This is a genomic window from Bradyrhizobium sp. BRP22, from assembly GCF_020194175.1.
Classification (GTDB): domain Bacteria; phylum Pseudomonadota; class Alphaproteobacteria; order Rhizobiales; family Xanthobacteraceae; genus Bradyrhizobium.
This window is the reverse complement of record NZ_JADYVX010000046.1, coordinates 1-24,483: the sequence shown is the minus strand read 5'-3', so window position 1 is coordinate 24,483 and position 24,483 is coordinate 1. Positions and strand designations below refer to the sequence as shown.

25 protein-coding genes are annotated in these 24,483 nt (G+C 63.5%); 5 read left to right on the top strand and 20 right to left on the bottom strand.

From position 1 onward, the window contains the following. Nucleotides 1-193 precede the first annotated feature (193 nt). From serA to I6F35_RS35160, 10 genes are all read right to left on the bottom strand, one after another. Nucleotides 194-1,783: a phosphoglycerate dehydrogenase gene (gene serA, locus I6F35_RS35205; protein WP_225122229.1), complete on the bottom strand. Its 1,590-nt coding sequence runs from the start codon at nucleotides 1,781-1,783 to the stop codon at nucleotides 194-196. A gap of 209 nt (nucleotides 1,784-1,992) precedes the next feature. After that, a complete protein-coding gene (locus I6F35_RS35200) occupies nucleotides 1,993-3,165 on the bottom strand; it encodes a phosphoserine transaminase (protein ID WP_225122228.1) in 1,173 nt (390 codons plus the stop codon). 78 nt (nucleotides 3,166-3,243) lie between these two features. Further along, a complete protein-coding gene (locus I6F35_RS35195) occupies nucleotides 3,244-3,438 on the bottom strand; it encodes a hypothetical protein (RefSeq protein ID WP_225122227.1) in 195 nt (64 codons plus the stop codon). Between the two features lie 237 nt (nucleotides 3,439-3,675). Further along, nucleotides 3,676-4,146, bottom strand: a complete 471-nt coding sequence (locus I6F35_RS35190; RefSeq protein ID WP_225122226.1) for a GNAT family N-acetyltransferase — start codon at nucleotides 4,144-4,146, stop codon at nucleotides 3,676-3,678. 108 nt (nucleotides 4,147-4,254) lie between these two features. After that, a complete protein-coding gene (locus I6F35_RS35185; RefSeq protein ID WP_225122225.1) occupies nucleotides 4,255-4,845 on the bottom strand; it encodes a glutathione S-transferase family protein in 591 nt (196 codons plus the stop codon). 76 nt (nucleotides 4,846-4,921) lie between these two features. Continuing rightward, a complete protein-coding gene (locus I6F35_RS35180; RefSeq protein WP_225122224.1) occupies nucleotides 4,922-5,749 on the bottom strand; it encodes an outer membrane beta-barrel protein in 828 nt (275 codons plus the stop codon). 186 nt (nucleotides 5,750-5,935) lie between these two features. Continuing rightward, a complete protein-coding gene (locus I6F35_RS35175) occupies nucleotides 5,936-6,790 on the bottom strand; it encodes an outer membrane beta-barrel protein (RefSeq protein ID WP_225122223.1) in 855 nt (284 codons plus the stop codon). Between the two features lie 278 nt (nucleotides 6,791-7,068). Then, on the bottom strand, nucleotides 7,069-8,316 hold the full coding sequence (locus I6F35_RS35170; RefSeq protein ID WP_225122222.1) for an MFS transporter: 1,248 nt from the start codon (nucleotides 8,314-8,316) through the stop codon (nucleotides 7,069-7,071). A gap of 311 nt (nucleotides 8,317-8,627) precedes the next feature. Beyond that, a complete protein-coding gene (gene glmM, locus I6F35_RS35165) occupies nucleotides 8,628-9,980 on the bottom strand; it encodes a phosphoglucosamine mutase (RefSeq protein ID WP_225122221.1) in 1,353 nt (450 codons plus the stop codon). A gap of 217 nt (nucleotides 9,981-10,197) precedes the next feature. Continuing rightward, complete coding sequence (locus I6F35_RS35160) at nucleotides 10,198-10,362, bottom strand: hypothetical protein (protein ID WP_225122220.1); 165 nt, start codon at nucleotides 10,360-10,362, stop codon at nucleotides 10,198-10,200. A 105-nt stretch (nucleotides 10,363-10,467) separates the two neighbouring features. On the opposite strand from I6F35_RS35160, the gene I6F35_RS35155 reads away from it, so the two are divergent. Next, complete coding sequence (locus I6F35_RS35155) at nucleotides 10,468-11,604, top strand: alpha-hydroxy acid oxidase (protein ID WP_225122219.1); 1,137 nt, start codon at nucleotides 10,468-10,470, stop codon at nucleotides 11,602-11,604. A 78-nt stretch (nucleotides 11,605-11,682) separates the two neighbouring features. On the opposite strand, the gene I6F35_RS35150 is transcribed toward I6F35_RS35155, so the two are convergent. The 8 genes from I6F35_RS35150 to I6F35_RS35115 all read right to left on the bottom strand — a co-directional run bounded on the left by I6F35_RS35150 (nucleotide 11,683) and on the right by I6F35_RS35115 (nucleotide 19,627). Continuing rightward, nucleotides 11,683-12,309 carry a hypothetical protein gene (locus tag I6F35_RS35150; protein WP_225122218.1) on the bottom strand — a complete coding sequence of 209 codons (627 nt, stop codon included), beginning with the start codon at nucleotides 12,307-12,309 and terminating at the stop codon, nucleotides 11,683-11,685. Between the two features lie 62 nt (nucleotides 12,310-12,371). Beyond that, a complete protein-coding gene (locus tag I6F35_RS35145; protein WP_225122217.1) occupies nucleotides 12,372-13,214 on the bottom strand; it encodes a shikimate dehydrogenase in 843 nt (280 codons plus the stop codon). Nucleotides 13,215-13,252: 38 nt separating this feature from the next. Next, nucleotides 13,253-13,885, bottom strand: coding sequence for a YoaK family protein (locus I6F35_RS35140; RefSeq protein ID WP_225122216.1), 633 nt, complete (start codon nucleotides 13,883-13,885; stop codon nucleotides 13,253-13,255). Nucleotides 13,886-13,888: 3 nt separating this feature from the next. Then, nucleotides 13,889-14,677, bottom strand: a complete 789-nt coding sequence (locus tag I6F35_RS35135; RefSeq protein WP_225122215.1) for a GNAT family N-acetyltransferase — start codon at nucleotides 14,675-14,677, stop codon at nucleotides 13,889-13,891. A gap of 52 nt (nucleotides 14,678-14,729) precedes the next feature. After that, a complete protein-coding gene (locus I6F35_RS35130) occupies nucleotides 14,730-16,778 on the bottom strand; it encodes an elongation factor G (protein WP_225122214.1) in 2,049 nt (682 codons plus the stop codon). A 238-nt stretch (nucleotides 16,779-17,016) separates the two neighbouring features. Then, the gene (locus tag I6F35_RS35125; RefSeq protein WP_225122213.1) at nucleotides 17,017-17,499 is read right to left on the bottom strand and encodes a DUF992 domain-containing protein; all 483 of its coding nucleotides are present in this window, start codon (nucleotides 17,497-17,499) and stop codon (nucleotides 17,017-17,019) included. A 676-nt stretch (nucleotides 17,500-18,175) separates the two neighbouring features. Beyond that, nucleotides 18,176-19,378 carry a pyridoxal phosphate-dependent aminotransferase gene (locus tag I6F35_RS35120; RefSeq protein ID WP_225122212.1) on the bottom strand — a complete coding sequence of 401 codons (1,203 nt, stop codon included), beginning with the start codon at nucleotides 19,376-19,378 and terminating at the stop codon, nucleotides 18,176-18,178. 51 nt (nucleotides 19,379-19,429) lie between these two features. Next, nucleotides 19,430-19,627, bottom strand: a complete 198-nt coding sequence (locus I6F35_RS35115) for a hypothetical protein (protein ID WP_225122211.1) — start codon at nucleotides 19,625-19,627, stop codon at nucleotides 19,430-19,432. Nucleotides 19,628-19,726: 99 nt separating this feature from the next. Between I6F35_RS35115 and I6F35_RS35110 the strand changes: the two genes are divergently transcribed. Continuing rightward, a complete protein-coding gene (locus I6F35_RS35110; protein WP_225122210.1) occupies nucleotides 19,727-20,380 on the top strand; it encodes a glutathione S-transferase family protein in 654 nt (217 codons plus the stop codon). Nucleotides 20,381-20,430: 50 nt separating this feature from the next. On the opposite strand, the gene I6F35_RS35105 is transcribed toward I6F35_RS35110, so the two are convergent. Both I6F35_RS35105 and I6F35_RS35100 read right to left on the bottom strand, forming a co-directional pair. Next, a complete protein-coding gene (locus I6F35_RS35105; protein ID WP_225122209.1) occupies nucleotides 20,431-20,871 on the bottom strand; it encodes a hypothetical protein in 441 nt (146 codons plus the stop codon). A gap of 239 nt (nucleotides 20,872-21,110) precedes the next feature. After that, the gene (locus I6F35_RS35100) at nucleotides 21,111-21,464 is read right to left on the bottom strand and encodes a DMT family protein (RefSeq protein WP_225122208.1); all 354 of its coding nucleotides are present in this window, start codon (nucleotides 21,462-21,464) and stop codon (nucleotides 21,111-21,113) included. 227 nt (nucleotides 21,465-21,691) lie between these two features. On the opposite strand from I6F35_RS35100, the gene I6F35_RS35095 reads away from it, so the two are divergent. The 3 genes from I6F35_RS35095 (at nucleotide 21,692) to I6F35_RS35085 (ending at nucleotide 24,311) form a co-directional block, all read left to right on the top strand. Then, on the top strand, nucleotides 21,692-22,516 hold the full coding sequence (locus I6F35_RS35095; protein WP_225122207.1) for a PAS-domain containing protein: 825 nt from the start codon (nucleotides 21,692-21,694) through the stop codon (nucleotides 22,514-22,516). Between the two features lie 93 nt (nucleotides 22,517-22,609). Then, nucleotides 22,610-23,071 carry a GNAT family N-acetyltransferase gene (locus I6F35_RS35090; RefSeq protein WP_225122206.1) on the top strand — a complete coding sequence of 154 codons (462 nt, stop codon included), beginning with the start codon at nucleotides 22,610-22,612 and terminating at the stop codon, nucleotides 23,069-23,071. A 298-nt stretch (nucleotides 23,072-23,369) separates the two neighbouring features. Then, complete coding sequence (locus I6F35_RS35085; RefSeq protein WP_225122205.1) at nucleotides 23,370-24,311, top strand: aldo/keto reductase; 942 nt, start codon at nucleotides 23,370-23,372, stop codon at nucleotides 24,309-24,311. The last annotated feature ends 172 nt before the right edge of the window (nucleotides 24,312-24,483 follow it).

Genomic DNA, 24,483 nt, shown 5'->3' with positions numbered 1-24,483 from the left:
CAATCAGATGGAGTTCGAGCCGCGATGAAGCTGCTCTCCCTCTCCCGCTTGCGGGAGAGAGCCGGGGTGAGGGTGTCTCCGCGATGGGACTCTCCGTGGGGAGAGAGCCCTCACCCGCTGCGCCATGGGCGCAGCGACCTCTCCCGCAAGCGGGAGAGGTGAAGACGATTCGCAGCTAATTCAAGTCACGCGCTCAGAACACCAGCGCCTTGGCCTGTTTGACCTGCGGCAGCGCCTGCACCTTGGCGAGGACATCCGCCGGCACCGGGCCGTCGACCTCGACCAGCGCGATCGCGTCGCCACCCTGGGCAACGCGGCCGAGATGGAAGGTTGCGATGTTGATCTTGGCATCGCCGAGCAGGCTCGCGAACTTGCCGATGAAGCCCGGCTTGTCCTCGTTGGTCACATAGATCATCGACTTGCCGAACTCCGCATCGACGCGGATGCCCTTGATGTCGACCAGCCGCGGTTTGCCGTCGTGATAGACGGTGCCGGACACCGAGCGTTCCTGCCGCTCCGTCGTCACCGTCACGGTGATCAGGCTCTCATAGTCGCTCTGCGCGGCCCGCGTCACCTCGTCGACCACCATGCCGCGCTCCTTCGCCACGATTGGCGCAGAAACGACGTTGACCTCGCCCAGCATCGGCCGCAGCAGGCCGGACAGCACCGCCGAGGTCAGCGCCTTGATCTTCATCTCGGCGACATGGCCCTCATAGGTGATCTCTGTCTTGATGATGCCGCTCTCGGTGAGCTGGCCGGCAAACGAGCCGAGCTTCTCGGCGAGCTCGATGAACGGCTTCAGCTTCGGCGCCTCTTCGGCCGTGATCGAGGGGAAGTTGAGGGCATTGGAGATCGCGCCGGTCAGCAGATAGTCCGACATCTGCTCGGCAATCTGCAGCGCGACGTTCTCCTGCGCTTCCGTGGTAGAGGCGCCGAGATGCGGGGTGCAGATCACGTTGGGGTGGCCGAACAGCACGTTCGAGGTTGCCGGCTCCTCGGAGAATACGTCGAAGGCGGCGCCCGCGACATGCTTGGAATTGAGCGCCTCCACCAGCGCCTGCTCGTCGACCAGGCCGCCGCGGGCGCAATTGACGATGCGCACGCCCTTCTTCATCTTCGCAATCGCCGCGGCGTCGATGATGTTGCGGGTCTTGTCGGTGAGCGGCGTGTGCAGGGTGATGAAATCAGCGCGCCTGAAGAGCTCGTCGAGCTCGACCTTCTCGACCCCGATGTCCTTGGCACGTTCCGGCGACAGGAACGGATCGAAGGCGATCACTTTCATGCGCAGGCCGAGCGCGCGGTCGCAGACGATCGAGCCGATATTGCCGCAGCCGACCACGCCCAGCGTCTTGTTGGTGATCTCCACCCCCATGAAGCGGTTCTTCTCCCACTTGCCGGCCTGTGTCGAGATATCGGCCTGCGGGATCTCGCGGGCGAGCGCCAGCATCAGCGTGATCGCGTGCTCGGCGGTGGTGATCGAATTGCCGAACGGCGTGTTCATCACGATGATGCCCTTCGCCGTCGCCGCGGGGATCTCGACATTGTCGACGCCGATGCCGGCGCGGCCGATCACCTTCAGCCTCGTCGCTTTCTCGATGATCTTGGCGGTCGCCTTGGTCGCCGAGCGGATCGCGAGGCCATCATAGTTGCCGATGATCTCGGCGAGCTTTTCCTTGTCCTTGCCGAGATTGGGCTGGAAGTCGACCTCGACGCCGCGATCCTTGAAGATCTGCACGGCCGCGGGAGAAAGAGCGTCGGAAATGAGAACTTTCGGTTTGCTCATGGGAGTGGTCCTCCACCTTCCCTGAAGGAAGGGACGGCCTTCGGGCCGGATTAAGTGAATGTCTCGGAGCGACTTCTTCTCCCTCTCCCCGTTCTTGCGGGGAGAGGATTGGGGTGAGGTCAGCCACGGGCGAGGTGCAAGCGGAGAGAGCCCCTCACCCGGCACTCCGCGCCAACCTCTCCCCCGTGAAGAACGGGGAGAGGTGAAAGCTACGCAGCCTTCGGCAACGAGGCCTTGGTCTCGGCGAACGCCCAGTCGATCCACTGCGTCAGCAGCTCGACGTCCCTGGCTTCCACGGTAGCGCCGCACCAGATGCGCAGGCCTGCCGGCGCATCGCGATAGTGCGCGAAGTCGAAGCCCGCATTCTCCTTCTCGACCAGGGCCACCAGCTTCTTGCAGAAATCCGCCTGCAGGTCCGGCGTCAGCGAGGTGATCGCGGGATCGGTGATCTTCAGGCACACCGAGGTGTTGGAGCGGATCGCGGGATCCTTGGCCAGAAAATCGATCCACGGCGTCTTCGCCTTCCAGTCGGCGAGCACCTTGGTGTTGGCATCGGCGCGTGCGATCAGCGCCTTCAGGCCACCGATCGATTTCGCCCAATCGAGCGCGTCGAGATAGTCCTCGACGCAGAGCATCGACGGCGTGTTGATGGTCTCGCCCTCGAAGATGCCCTGGTTGAGCTTGCCGCCCTTGGTCATGCGGAAGATCTTCGGCAGCGGCCAGGCCGGCTTGTAGGTCTCGAGCCGCTCCACCGCGCGCGGCGAGAGGATCAGCATGCCATGCGCGGCTTCGCCACCGAGCGCCTTCTGCCAGGAGAAGGTGATGACGTCGAGCTTCGGCCAATCCAGCGGCTGCGCAAACGCCGCGGAGGTCGCGTCGCAGATGGTAAGGCCTTCGCGTGTCGCGCTGATCCAGTCCGCGTTCGGCACGCGCACGCCCGAGGTGGTGCCGTTCCAGGTGAAGACGACGTCGCTTGCCGGGTCGACCTTGGAGAGATCGGGAATCTCGCCATAACCGGCGTTGAGCCTGGTGACGTCCTTCAGCTTCAATTCCTTGACGATGTCGCTGACCCAGCCCTCGCCGAAGGATTCCCAGGCGAGCGTGGTGACGGGTCGCGCACCGAGCAGCGACCACAGCGCCATCTCGACCGCGCCGGTGTCGGAGGCCGGCACGATGCCGATCTTGTAGTCGGCCGGCACTTCCAGGACTTCGCGCGTCAGCTCAATGGCTTGCTTGAGCTTGGCTTTGCCGATCTTGGCGCGATGCGAGCGGCCAAGGGCGGCGTCCTTGAGATTTTGCGGATTCCAGCCGGGGCGCTTGGCGCAGGGGCCGGAGGAAAAATGCGGCACGTTCGGCCGCGAAGCAGGCTTCGCTGCAGTCATGATCTACCCTTCCAGATAGCTGCCTCTCGGTGGGGAGAGGTTTCCCGCCGTCGGAGATAGTGGAAGGGTAAAGGATCGTCAAGGAACTTCAGGAGGATCACAGGCGATTGATAGGGGCTCGTCGAGCGGCGGAGCCGGCGCCTGATCGAGCAGTCCGGTCGCAGTGTTCACCAGCCTCACGGCCTTTCGCCGGCTGGAGACCTTCATGATGCTCTTCTCATCGACCCGCACGATGTATTCGTTGCCCGCCCTGACGATCGAATATCGCTTCATCTGAAATATCCCCAAGCTGTCCCAAAACGCGATGACTTTGGACCGGCATCGCGTTCGTTTTTTGCTTCATCATGATCTCTTGCGGATCATGTTGCGCCGCTGGGAGACGCGTAACTAGCAGCCGCGTTCCCGGCCGTAAAATTACGGAGGCCGGTGTAGTTTATCGCTTGTTAACCGGAACGCAGAGCGACGACTACCACTGCGATCAGCGGTGACAACTGCGCAACTTGGCGCAACTCAGAAGCGAATCGTCATGCCGACGTGACTGCGTTGAAATCCAAGCCGTTCGTAGAAGCGCTGCGCGTCGACGCGCGTGTGATGCGTGAGCAGTTCGACGAGAATGCAACCGTTGGCGCGCGCTTCCGCAATCGCCCATTGCATCATCTGTTCGCCGATGCCGCGGCTGCGGCAGTGGGTCGCAACGCTCACATCCTCGATCAAACCGCGCGATGCGCCCTGCGAGCTTATGCCCGGCAGGATGCATAACTGCAGACAGCCGACCACGGCGCCGCCAGTATCCTCGGCGACCACGAGCTTGAAATTCGGATCGCGGTCGACCTTCTCGAACGCGGCGAAATAGGATTGGGGCAAGGGATCCTCGATCCGTTCGCGCGCACTGCCGAGGCGATCGTCCGCGAGCATGCCGACGATGATGGGGACGTCGTCGCGGCGGGCGCGGCGGATGGTGATCGAGGACGCAGTTGCCATGATATGTTCCGAAAGAACTAGAGCATGATCCGGAAAAGTGGATACCGGTTTTCCGAAAAGGTCATGCTCAAACAAAAAGATAGAGCGGGATGATGAAATCATCACGCTCTAACGTGCAGGCGCCAGGCCAAGTGAGCGCTCGGCCTCATTGATCCAGCGGCCAATCGCCGGATAGCCGCGGAGGTCAAAGCCGCCCTCATGCGCGAGCCGCGTGTAGGCGAGCAGCGCCACGTCGGCCAGCGAGAGCGCCTCGCCGACCAGGAATGGCGTCAGCGCAAGTTGCTGCTCCATCCGCGCCAGGGCGGCATGGCCGCGCCTGACCTTCTCCGGATCGAGCTCGGACGCCGATTTGCCGAGATAGCGCATCTGGAACCGGCACACCGCAATATAAGGCTCGTGGCTGTACTGCTCCCAGAACAGCCACTCATCCATCTTCGCGGCAGCGAAGTCGTCGGATGGAATGAGATCGCTGCCGCGGGCGAGATAGCGGATGATCGCATTGGACTGCGCCAGGGCGCGGCCATCGTCGAGCACGACCGTCGGCACCTGACCCGCGCTGTTCATCCTCAGGAAGTCCGCACTGCGCGTCTCCTGCTTGAGGATGTCGACATCGATCCAGGTATAGGGCAGCGCGAGATGGTCGCACACCCATTTCACCTTCAAGCAATTTCCCGACTTGTCGTCGCCGTAGATTTTCATGGCTGACCACTGTTTTGTTCCCGCGCGACAAAGCAGCAGCCGCAACCGACCTTGTCAACAGATCGGATACGCGCGCCTAGAATTTGTAACCTAAGCCGGCGCGCACCGTATTGATGCTGGTGTCAACGGTCGTGGTAAAGCGGATATATTCCCATTCGGCACGCACGAAGAGGCCACCGACCAGGTTGATGTCGATGCCAAGGCCTGCCGTGTAGCCGTAAATCAGATGATTGTGCACGGCATCCGTCGCACTCAATGGCATCAGCGGAGTAAAAGGCCCAAGCGAGGAGACATTGCTCACAGCGTCCGTGATCGTTGCAGTATGCGAAATATTGGCCTTGCCGAGCGCGAAGCCGCCAAACGCATAAGGCAGGAAACATCCGAATGCATAAGCTGCGCGTCCCCGGAACGTCGCCATGTCCGAGATCGAGATCGAGGATGTCTTGGTGACTGCGACATCGTGGTAGTTGCCGTCAGAGAGAGGCGAACCACTCACAAGCTCCTTGCTGGCGCTGGCCGAGCCGCCAAAGCTGCCGTGCATGTAGCTCGCCTCCAGGCCAAGCACGACGTCGGTCCACTGCCAGTTATATCCGACGAACGCCCCGTATGCGGACGAACGCGCCGACTGCTTTCCGAGACCGAGATTCCACTGGTCGACGCCCATCTGCTGGATGACGTTGTCGGAAATCAGCGAGGCGATCAAAGGTGACGGCTTGCTGTCGAAATTCTCGTCGGATGATCCGTAACCGGCTTGGCCGCCAATGTAGAGACCGTCCCAATACGTTCGGGAAGTGCTCAGCCCATCGGTGAAACTGCCGCGAAGGATTGGCAGATCGGGAAGATCGGCGGCCCGCGCGTTCGTCACTGCGCCACACATCACTACCGCCAGCAGAAACCTGCGCATCGCCCCACGCCCCCAAATCGACTTAACCAAACCCGGTGACGATCATCGCTCGTTAACCTTAACCAATGGTTGTCGCGTGTCGCGTTCGCCACAATCTTCTGCGTGATGAGCACCATGCTTGCCGAAAAAGGAAACGGCGCGGGACCATCCCGCGCCGTCGCAAGCGTTAACCAATGAAGGTTCGTATTAACCTTTGCGCACCAGCGGCGGCGGTGCGTAGACCGGCTGCGGGCTGTCGAGATTCCAGCGCACACCGATCTTCAGATCATGCGAGGTGATATCCTTGAAGTTCATCGGATTGTTGGTCGTGAAGCCCTGGAACGTGGTCACTGGTCCGGTCAGCCCCGAACCGAGGTCGACGTAGCTATAGGCGACTTCTAGCGTCAGGTTCGGATTGACCTTGTAAGCGAGACCCGCATGCGCCGCCCACGCGAAATTCCACTTGGAGGCCGACGTGGCGGTCGCAAAGCCGGGCCCGATCACGCCCGGAGAAACGTCCGCAAGACCCTGATCGGTGAAATTGGAGACGGTCACGCGCGCTGCACCCACACCGGCGCCGATGAATGGCGTCACGCACCACCAGGTTCCAAGATCGACATAGGCGTTGGCAAGGACAAGCCATTCCGACTTGCTTGCGGTGTAGTTGTCGACGCCGGCGCCAACAAGGCCGCCGCCAAGCGGATAGGTTATGAGATCCTGTCCGTGAAAGTTCGTCCTGCCGCGGTACTGGCCGGTGATGTCGCCGCGGAACCAGCTGTTGAACTGGTAACCGACGCCGAGACCGAAGATGCCGCCGGTATCGAACCCGGTCTGCTGATTCAAGGAGAGCAGCGGCGCGTACAGGGCTTCGTTGCCGTTGCGCACTTCCTTCACGCTCTGATTGCTGAAGCCGATGTCGCCGCGCAGATACCAGCCGCCGAAATCTTCCACCGGCGGCGGTGCGTAGCTCGGTGGCGGCGCGATCGGCAAATCGGCGGCGAACACCGCCGAGGAAATCAGGGAGGCCGCACCAGCGGCAATGAAAGGCTTAACGCTACGCATTGGCTTCGTCCTTTTGGCCAGTGAGGCGAGCAGGGAAGCCTCACGTCTGAAAACCCACGGCCGGACGATGGCACTAAATGCTTAAGCGGCGCTTAACCCTAATTATTAAGGTTGACGACGTCTGACGATTTTTCCGAAAGCTCGCGGGTATTGCGCTATTCCCGCTATCGAACAGATAGCGGTCACGCCACAAATGCTAACGATGCGTTGACAAAGTCCCAGCCTTGTCTTGAGGCGTTTCTTTACGCGAACCTGAGTCCACTTCGTTCGAAAACGCTTCAGCGCGCGTGGTTCGGCATTTTCGGCAGGAACACCGCGAGCAGCCCGATCGCCGGCAGGAACGCGCAGAGCTGATAGACGAAGGCGATGTCGGTGTGGTCGGCAAGCTTGCCGAGCACCGCCGCGCCGAGACCGCCGATGCCGAAGGCGAAGCCGAAGAACAGGCCGGAGATCATGCCGAAACGATGCGGCATCAGTTCCTGCGCGAACACGATGATCGAAGCGGTCGCCGACGAGATGATCAGGCCGATGAACACGCTGAGCACGGCGCTGGTGACGAGACCGGCATAGGGCAGCGCCAGCGTGAACGGCAGCGCGCCGACGATCGAGAACCAGATCACGTATTTGCGGCCGAAGCGATCGCCGAGCGGTCCGCCCAGGAACGCACCGACCGCGTTCGCCGCAAGGAAGATGAAGAGATAGAACTGGGCCGCCTGCGTCGAGACGTCGAACCGCTCAATCAGATAGAAGATGTAGTAGCTCGACAGGCTCGAGACGTAGAGCTGCTTGGAGAACAGCAGCGCAACCAGCACGATGAGCGCGGTCATCACCCGCCGCCCGGCCGGCGCGTCCGGATGCCGCTCGACGACCGCGGTCTTCCTGGTGACGATCTGCGGCTTGTACCAGTCGCCGATGCGCCACAAGATCAGGATCGCAAGGCCCGCGATCGAGGAGAACCATGCGATCGAGGGCTGGCCGAACGGCACCACGATCAAGGCCGCGAGCACCGGGCCCATCGAGGTGCCGAAGCTGCCGCCAAGCTGGAACACCGATAGCGCAAAGCCGTAACGACCGCCCGAGGCGAGCCGCGCGATCCGCGCCGATTCCGGATGGAACACCGCCGAGCCGAGGCCGACCAGCGCCGCCGCAATCAGGATGATGCCGTAGTGATGCGCGCCGGAGAGCAGCAGCAGGCCGAAGAAGGTGAAGCCCATGCCGATCGCGAGCGAGAACGGCTGCGCCTTCTTGTCGGTGAAATGCCCGACCAGCGGCTGCAGCAGCGATGCGGTGAACTGGAACGCCAGCGTGATCATGCCGATCTGCCCGTAGTCCAGCGCGTAGGCATCCTTCAGGATCGGATAGACCGAGGCGATCAACGACTGCATGGTGTCGTTGAGGAAGTGCGAGAAGCTGATGCCCGCAAGCACGATATAGGCCGGCCCCATCGCGGCCGTGCGCGGCGCGACATCCTTCACCAGCACCGGTTCACCCAGCGCTTCTTCCGAGACGGCAGCGGCCTTGTTCAAGAGAGAATTCCCGGCGGGATTCGCGAAAGCGGCAATAAGCCGTGCTTACGCCGCATGAGCCATCGCGACCAGCGCGATTAGATAATGGCTGCGATGCAACCGGCGCGCGCTGGAGCAATCAGGTTGAAATGCAAGGCTTGGCGAAGCTGCGCTCCCTCTCCTGCTTGCGGGAGAGGGTTGGGGTGAGGGTATCTCCGCATCGGGATTCCCCCAAGTGGCGAGAGCCCTCACCCGGCGCTACGCGCCGACCTCTCCCGCAAGCGGGAGAGGTGCACAAGGTCCGCTTCTTGAGGACAACAAAATATCGCGCGTTACGCAGCCGCGGCCGCAGCGTGGCCGAGTGCCGAGACGATGTGGTCGACGACTTCCTCGACCAGCAGGCGATCGTCGCCCTCGCCCATCACGCGGATCACCGGCTCGGTGCCGGATGAGCGAACCAGGAGGCGGCCGTGGCCGTTGAGCCGTTTCTCGCCGTCGACGATGGCGGACTTGACCTCGGCATCGTCAAGCGGCTTGCCGCTGCGATAGCGCACGTTCTTCAGGATCTGCGGCAGCGGATCGAAGCGGTGGCAGACTTCCGACACCGGGCGGCGGAGCTTTTGCACAACGGCAAGCACCTGCAGCGCGGCAACGAAGCCGTCGCCCGTAGTGGCATAGTCGGAGAGGATGATATGGCCGGACGGCTCGCCGCCGAGATTGTAACCGTCGCTCAGCATCCGCTCGAGCACATAGCGGTCGCCGACCGGCGTGCGCACCATGTCGAGCCCGATGCCCTGCAGGAACCGTTCGAGCCCGAGATTGGACATCACCGTGGTGACGATGCCGGGCTTGGCGAGCCGGCCCTCTTCCTTCCAGCTCTGCGCGATGACGGCGAGGAGTTGGTCGCCATCGACCAGATGGCCGCGCTCGTCGACCAGGATCACGCGGTCGGCGTCGCCATCGAGGGCAATACCGATATCGGCGCGCATCTCGCGCACCTTCTTGGCCAGCGCTTCCGGCGCGGTGGAGCCGCATTCCTTGTTGATGTTGAAGCCGTCGGGCTCGACCCCGATCGGCACCACGTCGGCGCCAAGCTCCCACAGCGCTTCCGGCACCACCTTGTAGGCTGCGCCGTTGGCGCAATCGATCACCACGCGCAGGCCGTCGAGGCTCAATTCGCGCGGCAACGTGCGCTTGGCGAATTCGATGTAGCGGTCATGGACGCCGTCGATGCGGCGGGCGCGGCCGAGGCTCGCGCTCTGCGCAAGCCGGCGCTCGATCGGTTCGTCGAGCAGTTGCTCGATCTGCTTCTCGACGTCGTCGGACAGCTTGAAGCCCTGCGGCCCGAACAGCTTGATGCCGTTGTCCTCGAACAGATTGTGGGAGGCGGAGATCATCACGCCGAGATCGGCGCGCATCGATTTGGTGAGCATCGCGACCGCCGGCGTCGGCATCGGGCCGAGCAGCAGCACGTCCATGCCGACCGAGGTAAAGCCGGCGACCATGGCGTATTCGATCATGTAGCCGGAGAGGCGGGTATCCTTGCCGATCACCACGCGATGGCGATGATCGCCGCGCTGAAACACCAGGCCGGCGGCCTGCCCCACCTTGAGCGCGAGTTCCGGCGTAATCAGACCGTTGGCACGGCCACGGATCCCGTCGGTCCCGAAATATTTACGGCTCATATCACCCCCAGCTAGGCAAGGGCTTCTCCAACCACGTTGGCGAGAAACCCGAAACGCCATCGATGCAGGCCTTATAATGCTTCAGCCGCCAAGGCAGCTTCAAAATATATGATGAATCATTACCGCCGCGCGATGGCAAGAGTCTAGGTTAATATATTGTAAAATAATGTATAATTCTTAGGGACCGTAGTTTAACGGGCTGCGGCCCTGCTCGATTCTAGCGTTTGCGGAGGACGTGGTTGTCGTCCTTGGAAGGCGGCGGCTGGGTCACGTTGACCGGGTCGGACGCCGGAAAGGTTTCCTCAAGCCCCTCCTCCAGGGACTGTTCAAGCGCGCGCTTTTCGGCGTCGGCGTCCTTCGGCTTGGGGGTCGATCCGGTCATGGGTGGCCTCCTGTCGGGCGGATGTCGCGGCAGCGATTTGGCAGATGATCCAACCATGCTAGATGACGGCGCATTCGCGAAATACAAGACGGGCCGGGAGCGTCCATGAAGCACATCACCTGCATCGAAGATCTGCGCCAGCTGCACAAGCGCCGCGTGCCGAAGGCATTTTTCGACTATGCCGACCGCGGCTCCTATACCGAGGACACGCTGCGCGCCAACTCGGAGGATCTTCAGCAGATCAAATTCCGCCAGCGCATCCTGGTCGACGTCTCCAAGCGCGACCTCAAGACCACGATCCTGGGCGAGCCTGCGGCGATGCCGCTGATCCTCGCCCCTGTCGGCCTGCTCGGCATGCAGCATGGCGACGGCGAGATCCACGCCTGCCGCGCCGCGCAGGCGGCGGGAATCCCATTCACGCAGAGCACGATGTCGATCTGCTCGATCGAAGATATCGCGGCGGCGGTGACAAAACCGTTCTGGTTCCAGCTCTACGTCATGAAGGACCGCGGCTTCATCAAGGCACTGATCGAACGCGCGATCGCGGCCAAGTGCAGCGCGCTGGTCCTGACCGTCGACCTGCAGGTGATCGGCCAGCGGCACCAGGACATCAAGAACGGCATGACCGTGCCGCCGGAATGGTCGCTGTCGAAGCTGATCGATTTCGCCACCAAGCCGGCCTGGGTCTCCGGCGTGCTGCGCGGCAAGCGCCGCACCTTCGGCAATCTCGCCGGCCATCTGAAGGTCGACCAGGACATCACCTCGCTATCGACCTGGATCAATTCGCAGTTCGACACTTCGCTGAACTGGAAGGACATCGACTGGATCCGCAGCATCTGGCCGGGCAAGCTGATCCTCAAAGGCATCCTCGACGTCGAGGACGCGGAGATCGCGGCCAAGACCGGGGCGCAGGCGATCGTGGTCTCTAACCATGGCGGCCGCCAGCTCGACGGCGCGCCCTCCTCGATCGAGGTGCTGCCGGAGATCGTGGACGCGGTCGGCTCGCAGGTCGAAGTCATGTTCGACGGCGGCATCCGCACCGGCATGGACGTGATGCGCGCGCTCGCGCTCGGCGCGAAATCCTGCATGATCGGCCGCGCCTACGCCTACGGTCTCGGCGCCGGCGGACAGGCCGGCGTCACCGAAGCGATCAACGTACTGGCGAAGGAGCTACTCACCACCATGGGCCTGTGCGGCGTCAACACGATCGCCGAGATCGACGACAAGGTGCTGGCGGTTTAGGTCAACACAGACGCGATGCCGATTGATGTGCCCTCGCCCCTTGTGGGAGAGGGCAGCTCCGGCATCGGCAACGAGCACTTACATCGGCGGCGTGATGCCATCGCGGCCGACGCTGATGCGGTTGGTCTCGAGCGAGCCGTCGGGCGACTTCTTCGTGAATGCGATGATCTTGGCGCCGGCCTTGAGCTCGGACTTGTCGCCGGGGACGTAGGTCACGACAGGCGTGTCGGGGGAGACCAGCACTTTCTTCTCGCCGTCCTTGTATTTGACCAGCAGCGTGTGGCCATCATTGCTCACCACGGATTCGGCGACCGTTGCATTGGTCATGCTGCTGTTGGGGCGCGTGTCCCAGGGTCGCGAACCCTCGCCCGTGCCGCGCATCTCCTCGGAGAAGACATGGACTTCCACTGCTTTCGGCGTGCCGTCGGAACCCGGCACGGTGGTGGCGCCGATGAAGGAACCGACCTTGATGTCGGAGAGCGCGATCTTGACGATGCCGGCGACGCGCGCGTCGCCCGTCAGATGCAGCTTGACCTCCTCACCGCTGCGTGACTTCACCGCGAGCGTGTCGCCATCGACGCTTTCGATGGTGCCGCGCAGGCGCGACGGCACCGGCGGCTGCTGCGCGATCGCATAGAGTGTCGATGCCGCAACCATGGCGGCGGCGAACAGCGGGCGGACGAGCGTGGAACGATAAGGGCGCATCGGGGAGCTCCGGGTGGATCACCTGTGCAGAGACCCCACGCGCGCGGCGATATTTCGCGCGCTCAAGCCTTTGTGAGATCGTCCTCGACCAGCGCCCGCAGTTCCGGCGTCACCTGCGGGCGCTGGCCGAACCACAATTCGAAGCCGCGCACCGCCTGATGCAGGAGCATGCCGAGCCCGTCGGCCGTCTTCAATCCGCGGGCCTCGGCGGCCACAAGCAGCGGCGTCCTCAAGGGAACATAGACGAGGTCGGCGACAACGGCATTTGGCGGCAGCAAGCCGACGTCAAGCGCAAGCGCCGGCTGGCCGTGCATGCCGAGCGAGGTGGTGTTCACCAGCAGCCCGGCGCGCGGCAACAACTCGGTAAGCGCATCCCAGGTGGCCGGCTCGACGCGAGCACCGAACTGATCGGCAAGCGCGCGGGCGCGCTCGGTGCTGCGATTGACGAGATGAATGCGCTTGATGCCGCGATCGAGCAATCCAAACACCACCGCGCGCGCCGAGCCGCCGGCGCCCAGCACCAGCGCGTCGCTCGCCTGGTCCCAGCCGGGCGCGGAGGCGTCGAGATTGTTGATGAAGCCTTCGACGTCGGTGTTGGTCGAGCGCAGCTCGCCGGCTTCGTACCACAGCGTATTGGCGGCGCCGACCGCGCGGGCGCGCTCATCAGGCAACGTCAGCGCCAGCGCGCGCTCCTTGTGCGGGATCGTGACATTGGCGCCGACGAAACCGTGTGACGCGAGATGCAACACGAACTCGGCAAAGCCCTCCGGCGGGATCGCCTCGATGTTGTAGCCGCCCTCGATGCCGAGCTTCCGCAGCCAGTAGTGATGGATCAGCGGCGAGCGCGAATGCGCCGCCGGCCATCCGATCAGGCATGCGGCTCGGGCTTTGGTCGGTTCGGTCATTTCAGTCCAATCGGACAAGCGGTGACGAGTGTCAATCCTCACTTATCACGCACCGCAACGATGGCAGTGAGCAACACGGCTGCTCCGGCGGCAAACCAGACCGCGGAAAGATTGAGGCGGAGATAAGCGAGCGCGCCGACGGTCGAGCCCAGCACCAGCGAGCCCCAAAGCACCAGGTTCGGCAGCCAGGCCCAGCGCGCACCGCCCGTCAGCGCCGCGCCAAGGAGCTGGCCGGCCTTGACCAGCGCGCCGGTGACATAGGTGAGGCCGAGCGAGGAGCCGCCGCCAACCTCGAACACCGCGTTCTCCAGCCCCATCGCGAACACGATCGCGCCGACCGCAACCGTCGGCCAGCCGAACGCATAGGCCAGCGCAGCGCCGATGAGCAGCAGGCTTTCCGTCAGCAAGAGCCAGGTCTGGCGACGGCCGCCGCGACCAAGCGCGATCAGGCTGCCGGCGGCCGCGCCGAACACGAAGGTCACGATGATGCCGATGGTTTGCGCCGCGGCGAACCAGTTCGCCTCGGTCAAGTCGACGCCGAGCCGCGTCGAGTTGCCGCTCATGAAGGAGACGAACAGGCCGCCGAGATGCAGATAACCGATGCCGTCGAGATAACCGGCGAGCGCGCTCAGCGCGCAGGCCAGCGTCATGTTGCGGCGCGAATCAAGCATGCGTCACGCCGTCCACTCGTAGACCTCTTTCTCGTAGGCTTCGGTGAAACCGGCGCGCCACAGATTGCGGTAGGAATGTTCCAGCATATACATGGTCTCGGAGACCTGCACCCGGCAGCCCATCTGTTCGGCGCGTTCGACCCGCTTTGCAATGAGCGCCTGCTGCGCGCCGCGCTTGCGGTGGCTTTCGGCGGTGGTCGCGGCCAGGAGATAGCCGATGTCCTCGAACAGGCAGAGTGCGGCGATCGCCACCGGCTGATCGCCGTCGAACGCCATGTAGTGGACGAAACCCCTGCGGCCGGCCGAGCGTGCATATTCCGGCCACAGGGTGTCGCCGAGCTGATCGCGCGCGGCGTCGATCTCATCGGTGGTCACTTCGCGGATGTTGAGATCGGTCCTGAAGTGAAGCGGCGAATATGCCGTGCGCCACAGGGTCGGATAGCCGGTGCGGCGCGCGCGCGACAGCCCGGCCGCCTCGAGCCGCGCCCGCATCACGTCCATGTCGGGACCCGGGCTCAGCCAGACAAAGAATCTTTTCACACCCTCCGCCGTGAACAGATCGATGAAGCGCACGACCGCATCGTCCGTCATCGCGGGATCGGCGCCGCAGAGATAGACGCGATTGAGATTGGCGGATGGAAACGGCGCCTGGCGCTCGGGATCGATCGTGACGTAGCACTGACCGAACGGCGGACCGTCGAACTGGCGGCGCACAAGGCGATAGGGCTGACAACGGCCGTCCAGCCATTGCGTCAGCCGCCGCATTTTCAAGGAGAGATCGACAACTTCCATGGCGATGCGGGGATCATGACCCTCCGACCCGGGATCATGATCCTAGCAACACTTATGCCGCCACGCGATGCGCCGCAATAATTTGATCGGCAGCGCGCCCGGTTACCTCAGCCATGCGGTCGAACTGCCGGGTGAAGCTGCCGGCGCCGGCGGTCGCGGAACGGAGTTCCACGATCAGGTCGCCGATTTCGGCTTCCGGCATGGTGGCGCGGACGCAATCCCAGCCGCTCCACCCATCGCGGGTGTCGAAACCGAGGATCTGGCCGCGCCGCGCCGACAGAATCGCGTTGATTTTGGCGGTGGCGTCGGTCGGACAGACGATTTCGACCATATGGATCGGTTCCAACAGCACCGGCTGGCAGTTGGGCAGCGCCTCGCTGACGCCGATCCGTGCCGCGGTGCGGAATGCGAGATCGGAGGAATCGACGCTGTGGTAGGAACCGTCGGTCAGGCGCACATGGACATCGACCACGGGAAAACCGAGCGGGCCCTTCTGCAGGCCGTCGACCACCCCCTCTTCCACCGCGCCGATATAGTTCCGCGGCACGGCGCCGCCGACCACGGTCTCATCGAAGGTGAAGCCGGTGCCGCGCGGCAACGGCTTTATTTCCAGCACCACGTCGCCGAACTGGCCGTGGCCGCCGGACTGCTTCTTGTGCCGGCCGCGCTGGGTGATCGGTTTCCGGATGGTTTCCTGATAGCCGATCGCCGGCGCCTGCGATCTGACGTTGACGCCGAAGCGGTCGCGCAGCCGTTCCACGGCAACGCGCAGGTGCATCTCGCCCTGGCCCCACAGCACGGTGTCGTGGGTACGTGGGTTCTGGACCTGGGTCAGCGAGGGATCCTCCTCGTTCAGTCGCAACAGCGCCTGGCCGAGCTTGACGTCGTCCTTGCGGTCGACGGCCGCGACCGACATCGCGAGCACCGGCGACGTCGGCTCGACCTTCACCAGCGAAGGCGGCGCGGTCTTGCCGCTCGCGATGGTATCGGCGGTCTTGATCGCATCGAGCTTGCCGAGCGCAACCGTATCGCCAGCTTCCGCGACAGGGCGCTTGGTGTCGAACGCGCCGTTCACGGCGAGGATGCCCGAGACACGGCCGGTCTCGCCGGAGGAAGAGGTCAGCGTCGCGCCATCCTCGAGGTGGCCGGCGAGCAGCCGCGCCAGCGAGAGTTTGCCGCCGTGCTGCAAATGCACGGTTTTGAACACATAGGCGAGCGCATCCTTCGTTGCGGGCGCGCCGAGCCGCCTGGCGGTCTCGGCGATTCCCGGCGATTCATGGCGCAGCGCCTTCATCAGGCGCAGCACACCGTTCTCGCGCAGCGCCGAGCCGAGCAGCACCGGGCAGATCACGCCTTCGCGCAGCTCGCGGGCGAGATCGTCGAACACGGCATCGCGCGGCGGCTGGATGTCCTCGAGCAACTGCTCCATCAGCGCGTCGTCATGATCGGCGAGCTTCTCCAGCATGGAGAAGCGCGCTTCCTTCTCGCGATCGAGATTGCCGCCTTCGAGCGCGACCACCTCCGACGGCTTGTGCTCGCGATAGACGAAGGCGCGTTCCAGCGCCAGATCGACGAAACCCTCGATCAGGTCGCCGTTCCAGATCGGAATTTGCCGCAGCACCAGCGGCACGCGCGAGGCTGGCTGTAGCGTCGCGAGCGTCTCGCGGACGCGCTTGCTCGCGCGATCGATCTTGTTCAGGAACAGGAAACGGGGAATGTTGAGCTCTTCCAGTTCGCGGAGGATGAGCTGCAATTGCGGCAGCTTCTTCTCATCGGCCTCGCAGACCACGACCGCGGCGTCGACGGCGGGAAGCGCCATGCGCATGTCATGCGCGAATTCGACCGAGCCGGGACAATCGAGGAAGGTGTAGCTGTCGCCCATGAAGGTCGTGGTGGCAGCGGTAAGCCCGACGCTCATCTTGTGATTGCGTGCTTCGGAACTGGCGTCGCCGACGGAAGTTCCGGCATCGACGCTGCCGGCTGTGCGGATCGCACCGGTTCGCGCCAGGATCGCTTCGAGAAGTGTGGTCTTACCGCTTTGGAAAGGGCCCACCAGTGCAATGCACCGTGGACCTCGGGGACTTCTGACGTCTTGTCCCATTGCCGTCTCCTCGTCTGGAGCTCGGCCCTTGATTGGGTCGGCAATCTCTGATGCTCCGCCCGTCCCGTGGATTTGGCAAGCGGGAAAACGTCGCTGCGTTGCGATGTAATGTAATGAAGCAGGCAGAGCTTCGCCGTGCCGTCATTGCGAGGAGCGGTAGCGACGAAGCAATCCATTCTTGCCACTCACGGCGATGTGGATTGCTTCGCCTGGGCCGCAATGACGAAAAACTGGTCCGTTACCGACCCGGCCGGAGTTCCAGGCTCGCGAGGCCCGCAGCGACATTGAGGCCGACCTGGCCTTGCAGACTCAGCGGCTGCAACGCGATCGAGTTGTTGGAGCCGCCGACCAGCACATTGCCGCCGACACCGACGCCGAGCGTCGCGCTGCCCTGCGCGCCGGCGTAGTTGCCGGCGAGGTCGCCAGGCCCGATCCGCGAGACTGGCGCGTAGACGCCCCAGGCCAGCGCCGTCTCCTCGGTGATGCCGATATCGAGGCCCACTTTCTGGATGGTTGCGATGTAGCGGTCTTCCGGCACGCCCTCGGCGCGCAGCACGCAGCCGAGATGGGTGACCGACCCCACGATGAAGCCGACGCTGGCGCCGCCGCGGCATTCCAGAACGCCAACTCGCACGCGCTCCGGCTGTTGCGCGTTGGCGCCGGCGATGACTGATGCGAGCATGACGATGGTCGTGCCGGCGCGAAGGACGAAGCGACGCATGAAGATATCTCCGACTGAAAAGTTGTGACGAGAAGTGAGACGGAAGAACCGCGCCCTGCCCGTGGCGCGTGCTCGTCTATGCCACAAGCTTCACGGCAGTACCAGCTTGGTGCGCAACGATGCCCGCGTTTGCAACGTGATCTCCATGCAACAGCAACTTCATCTCTCACGCGTGAGACGAGCGCTCTCTTGGCACCAAGAGTCCCATTGTGGAGAGAGCCCTCTCCCCTGCCCTCTCCCGCAAGCGGAAGAGGGAGAACATCTCCCGCTCGGCAATCTCGCCGCGGAGCGGCCTTGAGAGTCACCTCGCCCGCTTGCGGGAGAGGTCGGCGCGCAGCGCCGGGTGAGGGCTCTCTCCGCACCAAGAGCCCCGTCGTGGAGAGAACCCTCTCCCCAGCCCTCTCCCGCAAGCGGGAGAGGGAGAACATCTCCCGCTCGGCAATCTCGCCGCGGAGGGGCCTTGAGAGTCACCTCGCCCGCTTGCGGGAGAGGTCGGCGCACAGCGCCGGGTGAGGGCTCTCTCCGCACCAAGAGTCCCGTCGTGGAGAGAGCCCTCTCCCGCAAGCGGGCGAGGGAGCGCCGCATCGATCGCGGCTGCAACTCGACCTCATCGGACATGCTCCAAGAAAAAAGCCCGCTTGCGCGGGCCTCTCGCATTCTCGCTCGACCAAATTGACTAGCGCAGATTGCCGCAAAAGCGCTGGATGCGCTTGCAGGCATCTTCGAGATCGGAGGTCTTGGTGGCGTAGGAGATACGGAACGCCGGGCCGAGGCCGAAGGCGGAGCCGTGCACGACCGCGACGCCCTCGCTCTCCAGGAGCTCGGTGACGAAGTCCTCGTCGTTCTCGATCACCTTGCCGCCCGGCGATGTCTTGCCGATGGTGCCGGCGCAGGACGGATAGACGTAGAACGCACCCTCCGGCCGCGGGCAGTCGATGCCGGTGGCCTGGTTCAGCATCGAAACCACGAGATCGCGCCGCTCCTTGAACACCTTGTTGTTCACGGGGATGAAATCCTGCGGGCCGTTGAGCGCTTCAACGGCGGCCCACTGCGAGATCGACGACGGGTTCGAGGTCGACTGCGACTGGATCGTCGCCATCGCCTTGATGAGCTGCGCAGGGCCGCCGGCATAGCCGATGCGCCAGCCGGTCATGCAATAGGCCTTGGAGACGCCGTTCACCGTCAGCGTGCGATCGTAGAGTTTCGGCTCGATCTGCGCCGGCGTCGTGAAGGCGAAGTCGTCATAGACCAGATGCTCGTACATGTCGTCGGTCATCACCCAGACATGCGGATGCTTCACCAGCACGTCCGTGATCGCCTTCAGTTCGGCGCGGGTATAGGCGGCGCCGGTCGGGTTCGACGGCGAGTTGAGGATGATCCATTTGGTCTTCGGCGTGATCGCCTTTTCCAGATCCTCCGCGCTGAGCTTGAAGCCGCGCTCGGCCGTGCACACCACCGGCACCGATTCACCGCCGGCGAGCGCGACCATTTCCGGATAGCTCACCCAATAGGGCGCGGGAATGATGACCTCGTCGCCCGGATTGATGGTCGCCATCAGCGCGTTGTAGAGCACCTGCTTGCCGCCGGTGCCGACGATCACCTGGTTCGGCTTGTAGGTGAGGCCGTTCTCGCGCTGGAACTTGGCGATGATCGCCTCCTTCAGCTCGGGAATGCCGCCGACATCGGTGTACTTGGTCTTGCCGGCTTCGATCGCATGGATCGCCGCCAGCTTGATGTTGGCGGGCGTATCGAAATCCGGCTCGCCGGCGCCGAGGCCGATGACGTTGCGGCCCGCCGCTTTCAGCGCGCGTGCTTTATCCGTGACCGCGATCGTCGCGGACGGCTTCACACGGTCAAGCGCAGCGGACAGGAAGGACATCATCGTCTCCGGATTTTGATGGAAAGAACGCACAACGGCGCACGCCTGTTTCTAGGACTGTTGCGGTGCAGCGGCAAGCGAAAAGCAGGGTTTCCTCGGCACTTTTGCCGCAGCTTCACTTTGTTCGCACTCGATCGTGTCCCAGGGGATCGCGCCGCGATCACCGGATAGCAGAGGCGTGATCGTGCTTGCGCCAATGGAATCATTCTGCACGCGTGCGGTGCGGGAGCGGTTTTCGACTTTTTCCATCCCGCAGGTCTTGCGACGCACCCTCATCGGCATCATTGTGGGGTTGCGTTTGCGGCGCCAATTGCCGCTAACGTCCTTCGGTTTGGTGAACTTGGGCAGATGTACAAGCTCTATTCGATGCAGCGCTCCGGCAACAGCTACAAGGTTCGCCTTGCGCTGGCACTGCTCAACACGCCCTATGAGGCGGTCGAGGTCGACATCCTGCGCGGCGAGAGCCGCACGCCGGAGTTTCTGGCCAAGAACCCGAGCGGCCAGGTGCCGCTGCTCGAAGTCGAGGAAGGACGCTATCTCGCCGAATCCAACGCCATCCTCTGGTATGTTGCCGGCGGTACGCCGCTCGCGCCGCAGTCGGAAATCGAGCGGGCCGAAGCGCTGCAGTGGATGTTCTTCGAACAGCATGCGCTGGAGCCCAATATCGGCGCCGCCTATTTCTGGCTGTCGCTGGTGAAGGGCGGCCGCGACCTCCAGACGCACGCACTGGAGGACTGGATGGAGCGGGGCTATGCCGCGCTGCAGGTGATGGAAAACCATCTCAAGATCGCGCGCTTCTTCGCCGCCGACCAGCTCACGGTCGCCGACATCGCGCTCTACGGCTACACCCACCTCGCCGACCGCTGCGACTTCGACCTCACCACCTTTCCCGCGATCCGCGCCTGGCTCAGGCGGGTCGAGCAGACCCCCGGGTTCATCGCGATGGACTGGCGGCCGGAAGCCGAATTCGACGATGCCGCCGGCTTCGCCGCAGGGGCCTGAACAGCGGGAATTGCGGGCATAGCCCGTAGAATTACGGGCAAAACCCCTCGCTATGCCGCGGTTTTGCCATTTTTCGCGCGATCGCGGCCGCAATATTGCCGGCGACGACTGCGAATCCTCCAGACTGACAACGTGGGTGATTCGCCTGCGCATGCGAGGATTTGGACCATGACATGGTCGCCCGGCACGGCGGGCTTCGACAGCCGCTCCGCGCCCGCAGTCCCGTCCCGACTGGCGAGCGCGACCGCCACCTCGGTCACGATCGGCGCGTTATCGCTGTGTGTTGTGATCGCGCTGGCAGTGCCGCCGATCAAGGTCACGATGGCGATGCAGCTTTCGACCTGATCCGGTGGTTTCTTTTTTAAAATCGTCACCCACGCAAGGCGCGATGACCGATATCGCGACCAGAGCATGTTGAAGACACCTGTCGGACTGGTAACGATCGGACTGACCGTCGCGATCCTGCTCGCGGCCTCGCTGCTGATCGTCACGGGCACTCGTGGCGAGGATGGTGCGCCCGTGGTGCGAGTCCTGCCTTCTCACGAGAGGTGATGCGCCGCAGCTTGCGCCCCGCTGCGCTCCTTTCCCCTGAAAGGGAGAAGGTTGGGAGGGGGGTCTGCCGCGGGCGCAGGTGCGTGTGGAGAGAGTTGAACTCCACCCGCTTTGCGCTTGCGCGCAAACCGACCTCCCCTTTTCAAGGGGAGGTGCAGCGAGCACAGGTCACTCGCCACTACGCGAACTTGTGGAAGATCAGAAACGCCCCGGCGGCGATCAGCGCGAAGCCGAGCGCGTGGTTCCAGGCGAGCGGCTCCTTCAGATAGAGCACGGAAAAGCCCGCGAACACGACCAGCGTGATCACCTCCTGCATGGTCTTGAGCTGCGCCGCCGAATAGACCGCGCTGCCCCATCGGTTGGCCGGCACGGCGAGCCAATACTCAAAGAACGCAATACCCCAGCTCGCGATGATCACCACCGGCAGCGGACTCGCCTTGAACTTCAAATGTCCGTACCAGGCGAAGGTCATGAAGACGTTGGAGGCGAACAGCATCAGGATCGGCAGGATCGTGGGAGAAATGGTGGGCATCGACGTCCTCTAGCAATGGTCCGCGACAGCATGACCGAGCAAGATCCTCGCGAGCGATCCATGCCACGGAACTGGTTCCAGCCAATTCGCATAGCATTTGATTCCAACAATGCGAAAGCTTATCGCGCGCGATCAAACTCGTCTTAAGCGTGACGCGCGAAATCCCGGCGTGACTGAAATCAGGCGTCAAACTGCGCGACTATCCTCGGTTGCAACGAGGCGCAATCATGCAGTTCAACTGGCGCACAATTCTGGGCCCTGCCCTGACGGTGGCGACCGCGCTCTCCGCCTTCGCCATCGACCGTCATCTCGCCGCCGTGCCCAATCCGGCGCCCTTGTTCGTTTGCATCGTCGCGCTGGCGAGCTCGATCGGCGGCACCGCATCGGGCCTGTTGAGCGCGACCATTGCGGTGGCGGGCTCGGCAATGTTCTTCCTCAACCATCGCGCGGCGCCGGGCTACGACCTTTCGGATCTGACACGTATGGCGATGCTGGCGGCGACCGCCGCGGCAACCGCTATCATCACTGGCCTGCTCAGGCGAAAGTGGATCAATGCCTTCGCCTGGGAGCAGAAGCACCATGCCACCGCCGAGCGGCTGAAGTCCGCGCTCGACCAGGTCGATATCGGCATCGTGCTCCTGGATTCCGATACGCGAGCAGAATTCATCAACCGCGCCTTCCGCGACTATTTCGCGCTGTCGGACGAGCAGGCCGAAAGCAGGCCGCCGTTCATCGCGCTGATGTATCACGGCCGCGATACCGGCGCCTATGAATTGCCAAAGGACGAATTGAACGACTTCATCGCGCGGCGCATCGAGCTGATGCGGATCGGCGATTCCACCCCGATCAACATCAACCTCGCCGACGGCCAGGTGCTGCGCTTCAGTTGCACCGCGCTGCCCGACGGCGGCCGCATGCTGAGCTACACGCCGGTGACCGACTTGGTGCGCCGCACCGACGACCCTGAGAAGGCCGACTATTATCGCTCCCTGCGCGGCATCGGTCGCGCCCTTCATCACGGCCTCGGCTCGCCTTTGCGCGCCGCCGAATAGGACCGATTGATCCGCCCCCACGCTGCCGATAATAACGACGTGCACCATGCAGCTCATCGCTGCGCCAACTCCCGCTTCGTTACGGCTTCCCTCATGTCCGACGACGTCAATATCCGCTTTGTCACCCGGCAGGACTACGAACAGTGGCTGCCGCTGTGGGACGGCTACAACGCGTTCTATGGCCGCTCGGGCGCGACGGCGCTGGCGCCTGAGATCACCCGCATGACCTGGTCGCGCTTCTTCGATGCCTATGAGCCGGTGCATGCGCTGGTCGCCGAACAGGACGGCACGCTGCGCGGCCTCACGCACTATCTGTTTCATCGCTCGACCACGGCGATCGAGCCGGTCTGTTACTTGCAGGATCTGTTCACCAGCGAGACGGCGCGCGGCCAGGGCATCGGCCGCGCGCTCATCACGGCTGTCTACGAGCAGGCGAGACGCGCCGGCGCCGCGCGTGTCTATTGGCTGACGCACGAGACCAATCACACCGCGATGCAGCTCTACGACAAGGTCGCCGAGAAATCCGGCTTCATCGTCTATCGCAAGCTGCTCTGATCGATCGCTGCGTGGAGCTGTCAGTCACGCGGCCGGCTGTGGATAACTTGCCTGTCACCGGGGCGTTACAAAGCACGACTAGGCTTTCTTGTGCGTTTGATCAGGCCCCCGTCTCAGATCACACGCCCCCCGAGCGGTCCCCGTCAGTCGCCGCGTCTGACCGGGGCCGCTTTTTTTGTGCGCATCCGCTCATGGCTGCACTGCAATGAATGATGGCGCGCAGGCCGAGCGCCGCCTTGCGACGCTGATGCGCGCGGACCACAATGCGCGCGCGTCTTTCTCTTTTTCGGATCGTCTCATGCAAATTCGCAATCTTGGCGGCTCGGGCTTACGCGTTTCCGCCGTCGGCCTCGGCTGCAACAATTTCGGCCAGCGCACCGACCTCGAAACCTCGCGCCAGGTGATCCACCGCGCGCTCGACCTCGGCATCACCTTGTTCGACACCGCCGACATCTATGCCGGCATGGGCGGCTCGGAAACCGTGCTCGGCACCGTGCTCGGCGATCGCCGCAAGGACATCGTGCTGGCGACAAAATATTCCAAGCCGATGGCGACCGACGGCACCAAGCAGGGCGCTTCGCGGCGCTACATCATGTCGGCGGTCGAGGCGAGCTTGAAGCGATTGAAGACCGACTACATCGATCTCTACCAGCAGCACGATTACGACCCGCTGACGCCGATCGATGAAACCCTGCGCGCGCTCGATGATCTCGTGCGCCAGGGCAAGGTGCGCTACATCGGCAATTCGAATTTCCCCGCCTGGCGTATCGCGGAAGCCGAATATGTCGCGCGCGCGCTGAATGTGAGCCGCTTCGTCTCCTGCCAGGACGAATACAGCCTTTTGGTGCGCGACATCGAAAAGGACCTGCTGCCGGCGGCGCAGGAATACAATCTCGGGCTGTTGCCGTTCTTCCCGCTCGCAAGCGGATTGTTGACCGGCAAATACCAGCGCGGCGCCACGGCACCGGCGGACACGCGCTTCGGCAAGATGCCGGCGCTGCGCGACCGCTACGTCACGCCACGCAACGAGGACATCGTCGACAAGCTCCACGCGTTCGCCAGGGACCGCGGCCACACCTTGCTCGAGCTCGCCTTCTCCTGGCTCGCCGCCCGCCCCCAGGTCTCAAGCGTGATCGCCGGCGCGACCCGCGTCAAGCAGGTCGAGCAGAACGTCAACGCCATCGGCTGGACGCTGAGCGCGGAAGAGCTGGCGCAGATAGACGAGATCACGAAGGGGTAAGCGGGACTCTCTCACTCCCTCTCCCCGTCCTTCACGGGGAGAGGGTGGGGTGAGCGACTATCTGGATTGTCAAGTTGCATTGGCGTATTGGGCTCGCGCATCGCGAGCTTTTGCATTGAGTCTGACGAGGAGCTTGCGCGCCAAGGCAATGCGAATGACCATTTTCTCTTTG

Coding starts and splice junctions, on each gene's coding strand:
- serA (WP_225122229.1), bottom strand. CDS start 1,783: ATGAGCAAACCGAAAGTTCTCATTTCCGACGCTCTTTCTCCCGCGGCC.
- I6F35_RS35200 (WP_225122228.1), bottom strand. CDS start 3,165: ATGACTGCAGCGAAGCCTGCTTCGCGGCCGAACGTGCCGCATTTTTCC.
- I6F35_RS35195 (WP_225122227.1), bottom strand. CDS start 3,438: ATGAAGCGATATTCGATCGTCAGGGCGGGCAACGAATACATCGTGCGG.
- I6F35_RS35190 (WP_225122226.1), bottom strand. CDS start 4,146: ATGGCAACTGCGTCCTCGATCACCATCCGCCGCGCCCGCCGCGACGAC.
- I6F35_RS35185 (WP_225122225.1), bottom strand. CDS start 4,845: ATGAAAATCTACGGCGACGACAAGTCGGGAAATTGCTTGAAGGTGAAA.
- I6F35_RS35180 (WP_225122224.1), bottom strand. CDS start 5,749: ATGCGCAGGTTTCTGCTGGCGGTAGTGATGTGTGGCGCAGTGACGAAC.
- I6F35_RS35175 (WP_225122223.1), bottom strand. CDS start 6,790: ATGCGTAGCGTTAAGCCTTTCATTGCCGCTGGTGCGGCCTCCCTGATT.
- glmM (WP_225122221.1), bottom strand. CDS start 9,980: ATGAGCCGTAAATATTTCGGGACCGACGGGATCCGTGGCCGTGCCAAC.
- I6F35_RS35160 (WP_225122220.1), bottom strand. CDS start 10,362: ATGACCGGATCGACCCCCAAGCCGAAGGACGCCGACGCCGAAAAGCGC.
- I6F35_RS35155 (WP_225122219.1), top strand. CDS start 10,468: ATGAAGCACATCACCTGCATCGAAGATCTGCGCCAGCTGCACAAGCGC.
- I6F35_RS35150 (WP_225122218.1), bottom strand. CDS start 12,309: ATGCGCCCTTATCGTTCCACGCTCGTCCGCCCGCTGTTCGCCGCCGCC.
- I6F35_RS35145 (WP_225122217.1), bottom strand. CDS start 13,214: ATGACCGAACCGACCAAAGCCCGAGCCGCATGCCTGATCGGATGGCCG.
- I6F35_RS35140 (WP_225122216.1), bottom strand. CDS start 13,885: ATGCTTGATTCGCGCCGCAACATGACGCTGGCCTGCGCGCTGAGCGCG.
- I6F35_RS35135 (WP_225122215.1), bottom strand. CDS start 14,677: ATGGAAGTTGTCGATCTCTCCTTGAAAATGCGGCGGCTGACGCAATGG.
- I6F35_RS35130 (WP_225122214.1), bottom strand. CDS start 16,778: ATGGGACAAGACGTCAGAAGTCCCCGAGGTCCACGGTGCATTGCACTG.
- I6F35_RS35125 (WP_225122213.1), bottom strand. CDS start 17,499: ATGCGTCGCTTCGTCCTTCGCGCCGGCACGACCATCGTCATGCTCGCA.
- I6F35_RS35120 (WP_225122212.1), bottom strand. CDS start 19,378: ATGTCCTTCCTGTCCGCTGCGCTTGACCGTGTGAAGCCGTCCGCGACG.
- I6F35_RS35115 (WP_225122211.1), bottom strand. CDS start 19,627: ATGGAAAAAGTCGAAAACCGCTCCCGCACCGCACGCGTGCAGAATGAT.
- I6F35_RS35110 (WP_225122210.1), top strand. CDS start 19,727: ATGTACAAGCTCTATTCGATGCAGCGCTCCGGCAACAGCTACAAGGTT.
- I6F35_RS35100 (WP_225122208.1), bottom strand. CDS start 21,464: ATGCCCACCATTTCTCCCACGATCCTGCCGATCCTGATGCTGTTCGCC.
- I6F35_RS35095 (WP_225122207.1), top strand. CDS start 21,692: ATGCAGTTCAACTGGCGCACAATTCTGGGCCCTGCCCTGACGGTGGCG.
- I6F35_RS35090 (WP_225122206.1), top strand. CDS start 22,610: ATGTCCGACGACGTCAATATCCGCTTTGTCACCCGGCAGGACTACGAA.
- I6F35_RS35085 (WP_225122205.1), top strand. CDS start 23,370: ATGCAAATTCGCAATCTTGGCGGCTCGGGCTTACGCGTTTCCGCCGTC.